The 14,496-nt window shown below is 68.1% G+C and carries 14 protein-coding genes; 4 read left to right on the forward strand and 10 right to left on the reverse strand.

Features of this window, described 5'->3' with window-relative positions; genetic code table 11:
• Positions 1-29: 29 nt before the first annotated feature.
• Positions 30-509 carry an NUDIX domain-containing protein gene (locus IE237_RS28165; protein WP_189804923.1) on the forward strand — a complete coding sequence of 160 codons (480 nt, stop codon included), beginning with the start codon at positions 30-32 and terminating at the stop codon, positions 507-509.
• 32 nt (positions 510-541) lie between these two features.
• Here IE237_RS28165 and IE237_RS28170 read toward each other — a convergent pair whose 3' ends face one another.
• Positions 542-1,735, reverse strand: a complete 1,194-nt coding sequence (locus IE237_RS28170) for a globin domain-containing protein (protein ID WP_370468295.1) — start codon at positions 1,733-1,735, stop codon at positions 542-544.
• 105 nt (positions 1,736-1,840) lie between these two features.
• Positions 1,841-2,494, reverse strand: coding sequence for an HAD family hydrolase (locus tag IE237_RS28175; protein ID WP_189804924.1), 654 nt, complete (start codon positions 2,492-2,494; stop codon positions 1,841-1,843).
• 113 nt (positions 2,495-2,607) lie between these two features.
• On the opposite strand from IE237_RS28175, the gene IE237_RS28180 reads away from it, so the two are divergent.
• From IE237_RS28180 to IE237_RS28190, 3 genes are all read left to right on the forward strand, one after another.
• Positions 2,608-3,471: a GNAT family N-acetyltransferase gene (locus IE237_RS28180; RefSeq protein WP_189804925.1), complete on the forward strand. Its 864-nt coding sequence runs from the start codon at positions 2,608-2,610 to the stop codon at positions 3,469-3,471.
• A gap of 86 nt (positions 3,472-3,557) precedes the next feature.
• Complete coding sequence (locus IE237_RS28185) at positions 3,558-4,016, forward strand: MarR family winged helix-turn-helix transcriptional regulator (RefSeq protein ID WP_189804926.1); 459 nt, start codon at positions 3,558-3,560, stop codon at positions 4,014-4,016.
• Between the two features lie 25 nt (positions 4,017-4,041).
• The gene (locus tag IE237_RS28190; RefSeq protein WP_189804927.1) at positions 4,042-4,494 is read left to right on the forward strand and encodes a GNAT family N-acetyltransferase; all 453 of its coding nucleotides are present in this window, start codon (positions 4,042-4,044) and stop codon (positions 4,492-4,494) included.
• A 101-nt stretch (positions 4,495-4,595) separates the two neighbouring features.
• Here the strand turns inward: IE237_RS28190 and IE237_RS28195 are convergent, their stop codons facing one another.
• The 8 genes from IE237_RS28195 to IE237_RS28230 all read right to left on the reverse strand — a co-directional run bounded on the left by IE237_RS28195 (position 4,596) and on the right by IE237_RS28230 (position 14,375).
• Positions 4,596-5,978, reverse strand: a complete 1,383-nt coding sequence (locus IE237_RS28195; protein WP_189804928.1) for a serine hydrolase domain-containing protein — start codon at positions 5,976-5,978, stop codon at positions 4,596-4,598.
• 193 nt (positions 5,979-6,171) lie between these two features.
• The gene (locus IE237_RS28200) at positions 6,172-6,552 is read right to left on the reverse strand and encodes a hypothetical protein (protein WP_189804929.1); all 381 of its coding nucleotides are present in this window, start codon (positions 6,550-6,552) and stop codon (positions 6,172-6,174) included.
• 78 nt (positions 6,553-6,630) lie between these two features.
• On the reverse strand, positions 6,631-6,933 hold the full coding sequence (locus IE237_RS28205; RefSeq protein WP_370468302.1) for a hypothetical protein: 303 nt from the start codon (positions 6,931-6,933) through the stop codon (positions 6,631-6,633).
• 52 nt (positions 6,934-6,985) lie between these two features.
• Positions 6,986-7,330 (reverse strand): immunity protein TriTu family protein, encoded by a 345-nt coding sequence (locus tag IE237_RS28210; protein ID WP_440862297.1) that lies wholly within the window; start codon positions 7,328-7,330, stop codon positions 6,986-6,988.
• Positions 7,331-7,790: 460 nt separating this feature from the next.
• Positions 7,791-10,424, reverse strand: coding sequence for a TniQ family protein (locus IE237_RS28215; RefSeq protein WP_189804932.1), 2,634 nt, complete (start codon positions 10,422-10,424; stop codon positions 7,791-7,793).
• The gene (locus IE237_RS28220) at positions 10,421-11,539 is read right to left on the reverse strand and encodes an AAA family ATPase (protein WP_189804933.1); all 1,119 of its coding nucleotides are present in this window, start codon (positions 11,537-11,539) and stop codon (positions 10,421-10,423) included. Before IE237_RS28220 ends, IE237_RS28215 begins: the two co-directional genes overlap by 4 nt.
• Positions 11,536-13,659, reverse strand: coding sequence for a TnsB C-terminal domain-containing protein (locus IE237_RS28225; RefSeq protein ID WP_189804934.1), 2,124 nt, complete (start codon positions 13,657-13,659; stop codon positions 11,536-11,538). Before IE237_RS28225 ends, IE237_RS28220 begins: the two co-directional genes overlap by 4 nt.
• On the reverse strand, positions 13,656-14,375 hold the full coding sequence (locus IE237_RS28230) for a TnsA-like heteromeric transposase endonuclease subunit (RefSeq protein WP_229842932.1): 720 nt from the start codon (positions 14,373-14,375) through the stop codon (positions 13,656-13,658). The genes IE237_RS28225 and IE237_RS28230 overlap by 4 nt, the downstream gene beginning before the upstream one ends.
• Between the last annotated feature and the right edge of the window lie 121 nt (positions 14,376-14,496).

The raw sequence follows: 14,496 nt of genomic DNA on the forward strand, positions 1-14,496 counted from the left end.
GGACACCTCGGACGGGCCATTTTCTTCCCATGACCGAACGGCCCGTGATCAAGCGCACCGCACGCGCCATCCTGCTCGACGGGGACGACCTGATCCTCATCAAGCGGACCAAGCCCGGGATGGATCCCTACTGGCTCACGCCCGGCGGCGGCGTGGAGCCCACCGACGCCACCGTCGTCGAGGCCCTGCACCGCGAGGTGCTCGAAGAGCTCGGCGCCAAGATCACCGATGTGGTGCCCTGCTTCGTCGACACCGTGGAGCACATCGTCGACGGCGGGGTCTCCGGGGTGAAGGTCCAGCACTTCTTCGTGTGCCGGCTCGGCTCCATGGACACCTCGCTGCGGCACGGTCCCGAGATGGAGGAACCCGTCGGCGAGTACGAGATCGTCCGGGTGCCCTTCAGCCGGGTCGGCATCGCCGCCGTGCACCTCGTCCCGCTCTCCCTGCGCCACTACCTCGACGGCAACATCGAGGGCGTCCGCGCGATGCACGCCCCCGACCTGGGCTAGGGCCCATCCGACCCTGATCCACCGGACAGGCCCTAGCCGGCCGTCGCGGGGGCGAGCTCCGCCAGGAAGTCGTGGCGGATACGGTCCGAGGGGACCCCCGCTCCCCGCAGTGCGTCGACTCCTCGGCGGACCATGTCGAGCGGGCCCGAGAGGTACGCGTCGCGTTCGTTCCACGGGCCGTAGCGGCAGACCGCTTCCGGCAGCCTCCCCTGCTCCTCGGTGACCGCGTGGACCGAGAGCCACGGGAAGGTCTTCTGGAGCCGCAGCATGGTGTCGATGTCGTAGAGGTCGTGGCCGCTGCGCGCCCCGTAGAAGACGTCGACCGGGCGCCGGTCCCCGTGTTCGGCGACGTCCTCGACCAGCGCCTTGATCGGCGCTATGCCGGTGCCGCCGCCCATGCAGAGCAGGCCGGTGTCCGTGGAGTGGTCGACCGTCATGGAGCCGGCCGGCGGACCGAGCCGCAGCAGGTCTCCGGGGCGCGCCCGGTGGACCAGCGCGTTGGACACCCAGCCGGCCGGGACGGCCTTGACGTGGAGGGACAGCAGCCCGTCCGGCCGGGGCGCGGCGGCGAAGGAGTAGTGGCGCCATATCCGGGGCCACCACGGGGTCTCCAGCGTCGTGTACTGCCCGGCGAGGAAGGGGTACGGCCGGTCGGGCCTGAGCGTGACGACGGCGATGTCCGGGGTGCGCAGGTCGTGGGAGACCACCTCCGCCTGCCACCAGGCGGGCGCGGTCCGCTCGTTCTCCGCGGCCGCGTCGATCATGATCTGGGAGATCGTCGTGTACGTCCGGACCCAGGCCGCCTCGGTCTCCTCGTCCCAGCTCTTCTCCGCGTACCGCACGAGAGCACCGATGAGGGCCTCGCCGACGGCCGGATACTGGGTCGCCTGGGTGCCGTACTTCCGGTGGCCCCTGCCGAGGTTCTCCAGGTACGCGGTGAGGACCGGGGCGTCGTCCATGTGCTCGGCCGCCGTCAGGAGGGCTTTCAGCAGCCGGTCCCGCTGGGTGTCCATGGCCGCGGGGAACATCTCGCGCAGCTCGGGGTGCCGGATGAAGAGCAGGGCGTAGAAGTACGAGGTCACCCGGTCGGCGACCGGTGCGATCTCCGCCAGGGTACGACGGACGAGCACGGCATCGGCGGAAGGTTCTCCGGGTATTCGGGGTTCCTTCCCGTCCGCGGCCGGGAGCCCCCGCTCTTCCGTGGTGGTGGTCGGAGCATCCATCATGTGCCTCGCCTTGCGCTGGCCGGCTTCCGTGGTCGCAGCATGGCGCTTCCGGCCCGCGCTAGGGACAGAAAGTGGCGTTCTCGGGCCATAGGCCCGGTTTTCTGGCTAGGCTGCGCTGTTTCGGACCAGGGCGTAGGCCTCGCGCAGGTCCCCTCCGGAGTAGCTGTGGCGGTAAAGCCCGGCGAGATGGTGGTCCGCGTTCACGGCCACGCTCTCCGGCACGATCGCGAAGAGCTCCGCGTCGGACATCGAGTCCCCGTACGCGACGCAGTCGGCAGTGGTCACTCCGTACCCCGCACAGAGCTCCTTCGCGATCCGCACCTTCGCTCGCGCGTCGAGGATGCCGGGCCGGTGGATCGGCTCGGTGAAGGGGACCGCCGGCCAGAGCGAACCGTGCGTCGTGTCGACGCCCCAGTCGAGAAGCCGCTCGACGAAGAAGTCGGGCGAGAGGGAGATGACCGCACAGTGGTCTCCCGCCGCCTTGATCTCCGCCCAGACCTCGCGGATGCCCGCCAGCCAGGGCGCCCCGTCGAAGGCCGCGGCGACCTGCTCCGGGGTGAGCGCGGACCAGAGCTCGCGGGCCTGGACGGCGAACTCGTCCGGCGTGAGCCCCCGCAGGAACCCCTCCTCCAGGGCGGCGATCTCGTCCACCAGGCCCAGTTGCCGGGAGATCTCCACCGCGGCGGCGGAGCCCCGGATCAGAGTGCCGTCGAGGTCGAAGAGGTGCAGTCGTCGCGTGGGGGGTTTCACGTGAAACATCGTCCGTGGGCGACGGGACGGAATCAACGCCTCCACGGGTATCGGCCAGGAGGGTCGGCCGGATCCCGTAAAGAGGTGGACGGGAGATCACCACGTCGGACAGCCTGAAAGGCATGCCGATTCCCCCCGCACCCCTTGCTCAGCTCCCCATCCGGCGCCTCACCTCGGAGGACCTCCTCGCCTGCGCCGACCTCTCCGAGAACCGGGGATGGCCCCGTGAGGAACACAAGTGGGGCCTGCTGCTCACCGCGGGCACCGGGTACGGCATCGACGACCCCGACGGTCCGGGCCTTGCCGCCGGTTCCGTGGTCACCTCGTACGGTCCCGGGCTCGCCGCGATCGGCATGGTGCTCGTCGCCGAGCGGTACGCACGTCAGGGCGTGGGGCGCCGGCTGATGCAGCACGTCCTGGCGGAAGCCGGGGACACCCCGCTCACGCTGCACGCCACGGCGAACGGGCAGCCTCTCTACGAGCAGCTGGGCTTCACCGAGACGAGCCGGGCGGAGATGGTGCGCGGGCGCTTCACCTTCACCGCGCCCGCCCCGGACGTTCCGGTCCGCCCGGCGACGGCGGAGGACCTCCCGGCGATCCTGCGCCTGGACCACGAGGTCTTCGGTCTCGACCGCACCCACATCATCGCCCGGCTCCCCGCGTTCGCCGACCACCTCCGCGTCGCGGAACGGGACGGCGAGATCACCGGCTTCGCGGCCGCCTGGCCCAATATGGACACCCATGTGATCGGCCCTCTGATCGCCCGGGACCCCGGCACGGCCCAGGCCCTGATCGCCTCCCTCGCGGCCGCCACCGACCGCCCGCTGCGCACCGACATCGATGTGCGCCACACCTCGCTGCTGAGCTGGGCGAAGGAGAACGGCATCGACACGATCGCCACCAACGCGGTGATGATCCGCTCCCTGCCCGACCTCCCCGGCGACTGGCGCCGCCGCTTCGCTCCCCTGACGGTCGCCGCCGGATAGTTTTACTTGCAGACGCGCATTATTGCGTCGCTTCGTCTACCCTGGATCGAGCCGCTCCGGCGCCGAGGAGAGACCGAGGAGATCCCATGACCGCGACGGACCCCGCACTCACCGCGCTCGCCCAGCGCTGGTGCGCCCTCTCCCTGCTGCACGGCAGGATCGAGGCCCACATCGAGCGAGCCCTGGAGTCCGGTCACGGTCTGAGCGTGCGGGAGTACTCGCTGCTCGACGTCCTCAGCCGCCAGCACAGCGGTCCCGGCGGCCACCTCCAGATGAAGCAGGTCGCCGACGCCGTCGTGCTCAGCCAGAGCGCCACCACCCGGCTGGTCACCCGGCTCGAGGACCGCGGTCTGCTCACCCGGTACCTCTGCGCCACCGACCGGCGCGGCATCTACACCGATGTCACCGAGGCCGGGCAGAAGCTGCTCGACGAGGCCCGTCCCACCAACGACAGCGCCCTGCGCGAGGCCCTCGACGAAGCCGCGAAGAACCCGGAGCTGGCACCGCTCGTCGCGGTCGTGGAGGGCGTGGGCGCGCCCGTGTGAATCGGGCGCGCGTACGCTGCGGGACATGAGCGATCTTGAGATACGCCCCGCCACCGCGGAGGACCTTCCGGCCATCGTCGCGATGCTCGCCGACGACCCCCTGGGCGCGCAGCGGGAATCCCCCGACGACCTCGCCCCGTACCTCACCGCCTTCGAGCGCCTCGCGAACGACCCGAACCAGCACGTGGTCGTCGCCGTCCGCGAGGACAAGGTCGTCGGCACCCTCCAGCTGACGGTCATCCCGGGACTCTCCCGCCGGGGCACCACCCGCTCGATCATCGAGGGTGTCCGCATCCACTCCGACGAGCGCGGGAGCGGTCTCGGCACGCAGCTCATCGAGTGGGCCGTCGCGGAGTCCGGACGCCAGGACTGCCGGCTCGTTCAGCTGACCTCCGACGTCACCCGCACCGACGCCCACCGCTTCTACAAGCGCCTGGGCTTCGAGGCCTCCCACGTGGGCTTCAAGAAGAACCTCTGAGGACGTGTTTCACGTGAAACAGCACGGTTTCACGTGAAACATCACCCCACGGCACGGCGCGGCGGCGCAGCACTCGGTCCGACGGCACTGCGCTCAACGGCTCAGAGGCCGCGCCAGCCCGCCTCGTCCACACCGCCGGGGACCGCGTCTCCCGGCTCGTACGGCTCCCGCGTGAAGACGAACGAGCCGAGGTCGAGATGGCTCACGCTGCCGTCGGGGCGCCGCACGGCCCTGAGCGTCTCCCCCGCGTAGTAACCGTTCAGCCCGACCCAGCCCCCCTCGGGCAGCGCCCGGAAACGAGCCCGTCGACCGGCACCCCGCAGGGGTTCGAGCACCACGCTCCGCTCGGGGCCGAGCCGCAGCCCGTAGGCGTACGTGCCCCAGTACCAGGGGCCGGTGAGGGACAGCAGCTCCTCGTCGACCTCGGCCGCGGGAAGGGGCCGCCACGGCTCCGGGAGCCTCGGCTCCGCCTCCGCCACGATCCGTACGAGATCGGCGGCCACAACCCCCGTCAGCGGGCCCGAGGTGGCATTGGAGAGGGCGATCCCCGCGAGGCCGTCCTCCACACTCACCCACACACAGGCGACGAAGCCCGGGAGGGATCCGGTGTGGCCGATGAGGGTGCGCCCGTCCTTGCGCAGCAGCTGGAGACCGAGCCCGTAGCTCCCCTCCCAGTCGCCCTCCCCGGCAGGGGAGGCAGGGGCACGCATCTCCTCCACGGAAGCCGTGGCGAGGACCCGGTCGTCCCCCGCGGCGAGGAAGGCGGCGAAGCGGGCGAGGTCGGCGGCCGTCGACCACAGCTGCCCGGCCGGCGCCATCAGGCCGAGATCCTCGGACGGTTCGGGCAGCATGACGTCGGCCCAGGGGTGCACCGCCCAGCCACCCGCGTGCGGCGCGACGGGATCGACCGTGGTCCTTCCCATCCCCAGCGGTTCGAGGATCTCGCGCCGCAGCGCCTCCTCCCAGGACACGCCCCGGACCGCCTCGACCAGCGAACCGAGCAGTGTGTAGCCGGGGTTGGAGTAGTGGTGCCGGCGCCCCGGCGTCTGGAGGAAGGGCCGCTCCCCCAGGACGTCGGACAGCTCCGGCCGCAGTGCGGCGGAGGACCTCTCCCACCACGCGCCGGGCGTCTCGGCCGCGAGACCGCCGGTGTGGCCCAGGAGTTGGGCGATCGTCACCTCACCGGCGCCCGTTCCCTTCAGGTGCCGCTCCAGCGGATCGTCGAGCCCGAGCAGGCCCTCGTCCCGCAGCCGCATCACCAGCACGGCGGTGAACACCTTGGTGATCGACCCGATCCTGAACTGGGTGTCGGCGTCCGGCGCGTGGCCGTCCACACAGCTGCGCGAACCGCTCCACACCAACGCTCCGTCGCGGACCACCGCGCCCACGAAGGACGGCGTCCGCCCTTCCGTCTGGGCAACCGCCACACGGTGCAGCAACGCCCGCTCGGTACCGGGCAACAAGGATTCGAAAGATGTCGTCATAGATCCCATCCAACGCGATCCCCGCCCCGGGGCTTCCCGATGTAGGGTCTCGCTTTCGGTGTCATATGGCGACGCTGTGACCTGCAGGTCTTGGCGGTGTCTCACGCGGGTTGGCACAGGTTCTGTCTCACGGCCATGTCATTTCCTCGAAGCCATCCTGGCTCGCCGGCTCACAGCCGGGTGCTCTTCAACGTCACCCAAAGAGCAGTTCGACGTTCGAGTCGACGCAGATGTTCAACACGATCACGAGCTGTCGGGCGTCCTCGATGTGCCGCGAGACAGTGGGGTCGCCTTCCACGGTCTCCCACTCCGTGATGATCTCGGCCAGCCGGGGCAGGACCCTGGCGCAGTCGGCGGCGGATAGATCACCGGAATCGTCAGGATGGTCCAGCAGGGGCTCAAGCGTCGATGAGATCTCGCTCCATTGCCGGTCCCCCCCGAAACCCCACATGTCCGGCAGCGTGAACCCCTCAGCCTGCGCCAAGCGCTGGCGGAAGGCGCTGAAACCCGAGTAGGACCAGCTGATGTCCGGGCTGGTGAGGTCACCGTCCCCAGGGAACAGGCACAATCCCACGAAGCCTCCTCGATCGAGACTTCATGATCGAGCTGGCAGGGCGGGTGCGGCAAGTGACTATCCGCCCCGAGCGAGCAATCACGACGGCAGGGCTGCGATCTGCCGACGGGCTGAGTCCCAGACCTCCTCGAACTGGTCAGAGGTCAGCTCCTCCGGATCGTGGCCTTCCCATTCAGAGACGGGCAGTTCTGCTGTGATCCCGAACCTGTTGTCGTACTCGTCGAGGCGGCCTGTGTCGCGGGCCTGCTGCCATTCGGCGAGGGAGGCGGCCGCGATCGGGATCAGCTCAGGCCCTTCGAGCTCGATCTGCCGGGTCACCCAACCTTCGGCGTCGACCTCGAAGTAGAACCAGACGTCTTCCTCGTTCCAGTAGCAGCGCATCCATGTCGTCACCAACCCATGATGACGGGCCGCCTCAGAGCCTCGTGACACTTCACGGGCGCGAAACGTCGCTCGTTGGTGTGTGCGTCTCGACCCATCCGAGAACGGTCTGGATGGAGTCAAGGAGTTCCTCCTGGGACCGGAAGTCGCGGTGTTCCTGATGCGTCTGGCCGCTGTCCAGGTTCCCGTACTCCAGTTCCGCTTCACCGCTGCTCCAGACGATGAGCATGGCGAGGTAGTCACCGGTCTCCACGGTGAGCCAGGCACTGCTCTTGGGCCGGCCGTCCTCGGGAGATCGCCGCAAGTCACTGGTGACTCCACGTGACCGCAGATTTTCCTCGTTCTCGGCGAACCAGGCGCGGAGTGCCTGTGGAAACTCGTTCATGTCCCCCGCCATCTCTGATTGTCTTCTTTAGGTTCTTCCGGAGGAGACGTCGATTCGGCCGAGATTGGCAGAGCCCTCCCGGTCCACGCTTATGGCCTCGGAATGAACCCCGCCGATCGGTCAAGAAGGAAGGGGGAGCCAGACGCGACTGGTTCCCAACCCTGCGCTCGCGCCTCCCGCACGCTCGCGGCAACATGAGCTGGCCGAACAGACTCCGCCCCAACCCCCAACCAGTTGCTGGGGTGCGGCTGACCTGTCGTGACGACCAAGATCGCGCCCGCGCGATCGGCATTGGCGAGCTCGACTGCGTAAATCAGGGGCGTCCAGCACAGTCCCTGCATGTAGGAAGGCTTCCTGCGCACCCGCCAGCGGTATCCGACACCGTCGACAGTGATCCGGCGGGATCCCCTCTTGTTCAATGTCATCGCGCCCCCTCTCCCATCGTGGACTGTAGTTCCCCTTCGTTAGCCGGTCAGTGGATATTCCTGGCAGCAGCGACGACCTTCTTGCCGAACGAGGTCAGTTTCATGGCCCGGCCGCGTTCCGCGCGTTCAAGCAGTGACTTCCCAAGGTCCCGTTCCAGGCGGTTGATCTGGATCACCAGGGTCGGCTGGTTGATGCCGAGGGCTTGGGCCGCCTCGCGGATGGTGGGGTAGGACGACGCGGCCGTGAAGCGTTCGAGCCGCTGCCAGGCATAGGGGCTCGTGAGGGCCTTGCGCAGAATCGCTGGGATGCGGGCCGCCTGCTCGGTAACGCGTAGTGCGGTGTCGTGGCTTCCACCACCGCGGGGCCGTAGGGGGATCTTGTGGGCATGGGCCCAGCGGGCCATGTTCGCGGTACTCATGCCCGTCTCTCGGGCGAGGTCCGGCAGGGTCCGGCGACGGATGACGTACTGATCGATAAGCCATTCCCGTTCGATGGTTCCGCGGGGCTTGTAGTCCTGCGGTCCGGCGCGAAGCGCGATGCCGTACTCCCTCGCCAGTTCGGTCAGCACCGGGCGGGAGAAGCCCATGAGGTCAGCGATCTGTTGAAGTGAGCGGTGTTCGTCAAGGTAGAGGCGGGTGAAGGTCTCTTTCGACACCTCCTGGCGGGCCTTGAAGCGTGTGTGGCCCGTCGCCCTGGCCGCGGTCTTCGTCGGCGGGAGTGCGGGAGCCGGCTGTTCGTCCAGGACGAGTCGGATGGCCTCGACACTCGTGCTGAAGAGTTCGGCTGCATGCTGAACTGGATTCTTGCGCTGGCGGACGAGCCGGTGAAGGCGTGGAACATCGATCTGATCCGGGTCGGCGCCGGGAAGGTCGAGTCCGGTCAGCAGAGTCAGGGGCGGCTGCCACGTGACCGGTTCGTCGCGGATGCGGTGACCAGTGAGGAAGTTTCGAGCCTCTTCCATCAGTGCCTGGGCCAGCTCGGGAGTCTGCCGGGCGGCATAGCGGACGCTCTCGGCCCGGAACTGGGCTTCGTTGCCGGCGACGTAGCCGGGGGCGAACTCGGCGGGAAGGCCGCTGATGCGCTGGAAGAGCTGGCAGCGGACGACCGTCTCGCGGCGGCCGGTGCCGGGTGACGTGCCGGTGCTGCGGCAGATCTCTCGCCAGCGTTCGTGTGGCAGCAGCTCGGTGTAGTCCAAGCGGCGCCGCCGCTGGTAGTCGATGGGGACGTCGGTGGCATCGAGGTGATCGCCCAGCTGAACGAGAGCGGTGACCATGGTCGACCAGTACGGCTGATCGTCCAGCAGTTGGAGAACGCGAGAGATGTCGATGCCGTCGGTCACCGCTCCGAGGTGCTCGGCCGCGTCCTCAAGGGTGATCCTGCTACCGGTGATCAGCAGCGAGGCAGCCAGCACGGGAGCGAGGACGCGGGGATAGATCCCGTCGGATGGAGTGAGCCGCACGGCCCAGGAAGGCCAGAAGATGCTGGGAATCTTCCGGGCCCGCCCTGTCTCCTCGCGGCCCGTCGTCGGGCGGCGCGGCATGTGCGTGACCGTGCGATAGCGGAGCTGTTCGCTGGGACGAAGCGTGGGGGCGAGGGCTGCCAGGTTCACTCCTTGCAGGACAGGTGTCAGGCCCCGTCCCCAGTTGTCGATGCTGCTCGCGCTGATCTGCCAGAGCTCCTCGCGCATCGCCTCCAGCAGGCCCCTCATCACCTCGCCAGCCCGGTGGAAGTCGCTCTGCTCGAGAACGTGCAGGGCGATGATCACTGCGACGGCCGTACTCACAGCTCGCGGTGGGGCCATGAAGCCGGGCCTGTCATTTGCTCGCAGAGCCAGCCGGGAGCCCGGCTCAACGGTGAAGTGCTCTTCGGCGATGTCCGCCGGCACCAGGTTCCTGATGTCGGGTGCTGGGAGATCTGCCAGTACCCGCCCGCCTATTGCGCGAACATCAGCCAGTGCCGCCTGGGATGGCTGCGGACTGATCGCGTAGGGGCCGAAGGCTGCCGTGCCGGTCTCGATGACGTCCAGCAGCCGCTTCTGGGCCGTGAGCGCGGGATGCCCGACGGGCAGCTGAAGCGTACGGGTCTGGGTCAGATCGAATCCGCAGCCGCTTGTTCGAGGTCCACCCCGCGCCGCAGGTGGGTTTCCGCAGATCGCTGGCAGAGGGATGACTCGGCCGGAGCGGGGCCGCTGTCGTTGAATGCGTCCGCAGTCCGGGCAGCAGTCCGCCAAGAGCCTGCCATGGAGGACACAGGCGTATGACCAGCCCAGCCTCCAGGCCAATTGCCACCGGCCGTCGCTGTCTCGCAGGCAGTCCGGGCAGAACCGGGAGCCACCGCCACGGCCCCAAAGCACCCAGCGGTTGACGTGACGGCGCTCGAAGTTGATGCGGAGAGCCCTCTGGTCATAGTGAGCCAGGGTCATGCTGGTGATCGTCTGCGGATCGAGTCCGCTCGCTTGCGCGATGGCACTCGTCTCCTGCTCGCTGAGCAGGATCGTCCAGTCCGGCGGGATGCCCTTCAGACGGTTCCCTCGTCGCAGTCGTGCCGGAAACCCAAAGTGCCGCAACACTTCTCCGAGCGGGGTGTGAAGCCGTCGGGCAAGTGCTTCCAGCCAAGAGTCGAGGGCCTCGCCCGCCAGCGGGGCCAGCCGGACGGGGAGGGTGCGGGCACCCGCGGTCACGCCGCCTTCTTGCGTCTGGAGCGAGGTCGGCTGGTCAATCGCCGTTTCTCCAGTGCGGCTTCGAGTTCCTTGCGGGCTGCCTCAGATGCTTCGTCGTTCTTCACCCGGTCGAGCAGGTCGCGGGTGAGGCATTCGGTGCCGCTGCGTACCGCTCGCTGGCAGCCACGGTTGATCAGCGTCATCAGCGAGCCGATGTGGCCAGTGCTTCGGGCGAAGAGGTAGTCGGACAGGTCATCCGCGAGCATGCCGGGGTGCCTGTCGGCTAGGACCACACGTTGTTCGAGGGCCAGCAGCATCTGCCGCCATTCGCGGCGGCCAGCTTCGGACTCGATCGTGAAGGGCCTCATGCCCAGCCGTGTGGTGCGGCGGCCGGTCTGTGCCAGTGCCTCGTCCTGTGTGGCGCCTCCCTCGCTGAACAACCCCTTGTCGACGAGCCCGACGCCGATCATCAAGAGGGTCACGGGAAACTCATTGGCGATCCACTTGAGGTGGTTGCTGACCTCAATACCGCTGCTCTGGCGCCACTTCAGAAAGTGGAGATCATCAAGTGCGAGCAGGCGGACCTCGCAGGACAGCACGCAGTCCAGGGCCCGCTGGCCGAACTGGGCAGTTGTCCCGCGATTGCGTCCGGGATGACCGAAGAACTCCAGCAGAGACCGGTTGAGATCCTTCATACCGGTGTTGCCGGTCAGCCCAACCCGGCAGACCGGCAGCCGCTCGTGCCCTTGATCCGTGTACTCGCCGTTCTCGGCGATCTCCCGGTGGTGGAACTCACGGAGGAAGGCAAGGACCGAGGTCGTCTTCCCCAAGCCGGGGAAGGCGTCGACGGCCACGGCCCCCTTGGCCTTGTCACCGTCCTGAACGTTGCTGTCGACGATGTCCCACAAGTCCTCGTGGAGCTCGGCCAACTGCGGCGTCCGGATCGGACCGAGGTTGGCGTGCCACTCCCGCCGAGAGCGGTCATAAATGGCCTTCGCCCCAGGGCTCAGGGCCTTCAGTTCGGCCTTCGTCAGCAGCTCGGGCTGTTCACGGCGCGGAGCACTGGCGAACGCCTTGAAGTCCTCCTTCCGCGACAGGGCCAGATTGCCCAGGCTCAGAGGGATCGGGGCGGTCACACGTCCTCCAGCGCGTCGGCGTAGAAGTCATCCTGTTCGGCGAGGTCCTCCAGGTCGGCCTCGTCGTCATCGCCCGTCTCCGCCGCCACGTCCGGTGCCGCCTGCTCCGGGCGCTCCCTGTCCTGGCCGAGAGCCTTGCGTACGGACGGAAGTGAGACGACCGTCTCCGTCTGCGGCAGTTCGATGGCGGGCTGTTCACGGGAGAGCCGCAGGACCATACGTCGTTCGGTGAGTGTGGTGCCCAGTCCGAGGTTCCACCGCTTCAGCAAGTCAGCAACGGCCAGCCGGTCGTCGGGGAAGCGATACTTCGATGCAGCCAGCTGCCGGGCGAATGCCAGCGCGTCCTCACTCAAGGGCATTTCGGCCGACGGCGCGTGTTCCCAGGTCAGGGTGTGCCATTCGCGGGTTGTGGGGTTGCGGAAGTAGATCTTGGTGATGTCGTCGGGGTCTGCTTGAAACGGCCAGCCGTTCTTGACTGGACTGTCATAGGGGCTGCGGACGCCCGGCTCGGGCAGGCCGGGGCCGCTGTAGCGTCGGCGGCCCATCTCGACCCCGTAGTGCTGGACCGTGCGCCACTGCGTCTGCAGGAACTCGAAAGCCAGGTCCCGGTCGCGGGGGACTTCGATGTAGCCCGCCCGCGCCATGCCGTGCTCGAACATCTTCGCCGGGGACATCCGCAGACCCGGCAGGCCCGGATCGACCAGACTGGAGTGCTGCCGGCAGTGGTAGACCGTCGCGGTCCACTCCCGGATGATCGCCTCCAGCTCGTCGAGGAAGAAGAACGCGTCGTCCTCCGGCGCCTCGCCCCGAGAATGAATGTCGGGCCCCTTGTAGCCGGGCAGCACCTGCAGCAGCCCCTCCCGCAGGGTGCGGAAATACCGCTCCACGGGACCCTTGTCGCGGCCCGTTCGCAGCCGTGCGGGCTGGATCGACATGCCCATCCGACGGCAGACGCTGGTCAGATGCTCCGAAACGTAGACCTTGCCGTGGTCCACGACCAGGGTCTCCGGGACCAGAGGAGGTGACGCGAGCCCCGGACCGACGGCCCCCTCAACATCGACCAGCACGGTGCGGGGAATGCCGTGCTCGGGCCAGACCGCGTGCCGCGGCCAGTCCCTCCCCGCCGGCCGGGGCCGGAACGACTGGAAGAGCACCGCGCTGACGTCCACCGCCTTCGTGGAGACCGGCGTGAGCCGGATCCCGACGATGCAGCGGGTGTACCAGTCCATCGCGACCGTCAGCTCGGCCTGGACCCACCTGAGCGTGAACGGATCGAACGCGAACACATCGAGCCGAGTCGAGTCCATCACCACGTACTCACCCGGCCGCGTTGGCCGCAGCTTCCCATACGGACCCTCCGGCCGATCGGCGATATCCCGGTTGCGTTTCGTGCTCAGCCGGAACAACGGATGCCGCCGCTCCAACTCCTCCAGCAGCCGAAACGCAGTCGCCCGACTCGGCTGCGGCACCACCTCCGGCCCGAACCGGGCTATCACCCGGGCCCGGGTCCGCTCGATCACCATCGTGCGCGAGGGCTTCGACTCCCCGGTGTGCTCGACCATCACCTCCAGCGCTGTCTCCACCCACCGGTCATCGAGCCCGACCTGCGACTTCCGAGCTGGTCCCTTTTTAGGTGCGAGCCCGGCCTCGCCATGCTCCCGGAATTCCGCAACCCACCGCTTCAACGTGCGCAGGCCCACTCCGAGCTCTGCGGCCTTCGTCGTGTACCGGGTTTCCGCAGACAACGCGGGTGAGTACTCGGGCCTGGGCTCATCGTCGCGTGCGAGCTCTGGGGTGCCGGACCGGTAGCCCGTCAGGACCTCGCGGACATGTTCGGCTCGGTCAAGGAGCTTCCGCCTCTCTGCCTCGTTCAGCTGCCCAAGCACCACTGAGGCGATCTCTTCCGGATCGTCTGCCGCTGGGCCGGAGGCGTCGGGAATAATGACCGCGCGATCGGAGAACAGCAGTTCCTTCAGGGACAGGCGCAGCATCCGACCCCGGCCGTCCTTCAGGGCCACTTCGTTGCCCACCGTGGTGGGGACCATCTCCACCACCTCGACGGTCTCCCCGTCGTAGCGGAAACGCGTACCGACTCCGACCCGGGCCCCGGCCCTGCTCATGACGCCGTCCGCAACACCCGGGAAGGGCTGAGCGGTTGGTCAAGGTCGGTGACGAGGCGGCCTGTCCAGAGCAGGTGGTGGACCGCGGACCGCACATGCGGCTCCGCACGGCCGGGAAAACGGCCCGGGACCTGCCCCAACGGGGTTCCATCGAGGTCAGCACCCAGGAGCTCGTCCAGAAGGTCGAGGCTGAACAGCCAGTTCCTGCGATAGCCGGCCAGGAAACGGATGTTCTCCAGCTGTGCCGTCGGCGGCTCGCTCGACACCTCGTACTGCCAGCCCCGCGACTCCACCACCCGTCGAGTCCAGTCGAAGGTGAAGGCCACATCGGGCTTGGACAACCGGTGCAGTGGCTTGACGTCCACGACCATCGGCCCCTGCTCGGTGATCAGCAGGTAGTCCGGGATGTGCTTGCGGAGCTTCCCGTCCACTTCAGCTTTCAGCAGGAAGGGCTGAGCCACGATGGACCGCACGGCGGGATCGAAATCGGCGAAGAGCAGCCTCGCCAATTCCAGGCGCGACTCGTAGATCACATGTTCGCGGACCGTCGCAGACCAGTAGATGCCGGAGTAGTGCTTCTGCCCCTTGTACCAGCGGAAAGTCCGCCACGGAGCAGCCGACTCCAAGAGCTCGACGGGCACCGTACGCCAAGCCCGCTCTTCGACGCACTCACCGCTTCGACGACGAAAGCTCACGGTCACAGACGCTTCGTCCATCACTTACCCCCAGCCCACAGGCAATCGCCCGTACAGCCAAGGTGTCAGCGCTACGTCCCTCGACGGGCCTGACCAGAATCCCCGCCACCCGAAAGGATGAAAGCCCCCATCAGGGAGTCTC

The sequence above is a fragment of the Streptomyces tanashiensis genome (genome assembly GCF_014648895.1).
GTDB lineage: Bacteria > Actinomycetota > Actinomycetes > Streptomycetales > Streptomycetaceae > Streptomyces > Streptomyces tanashiensis.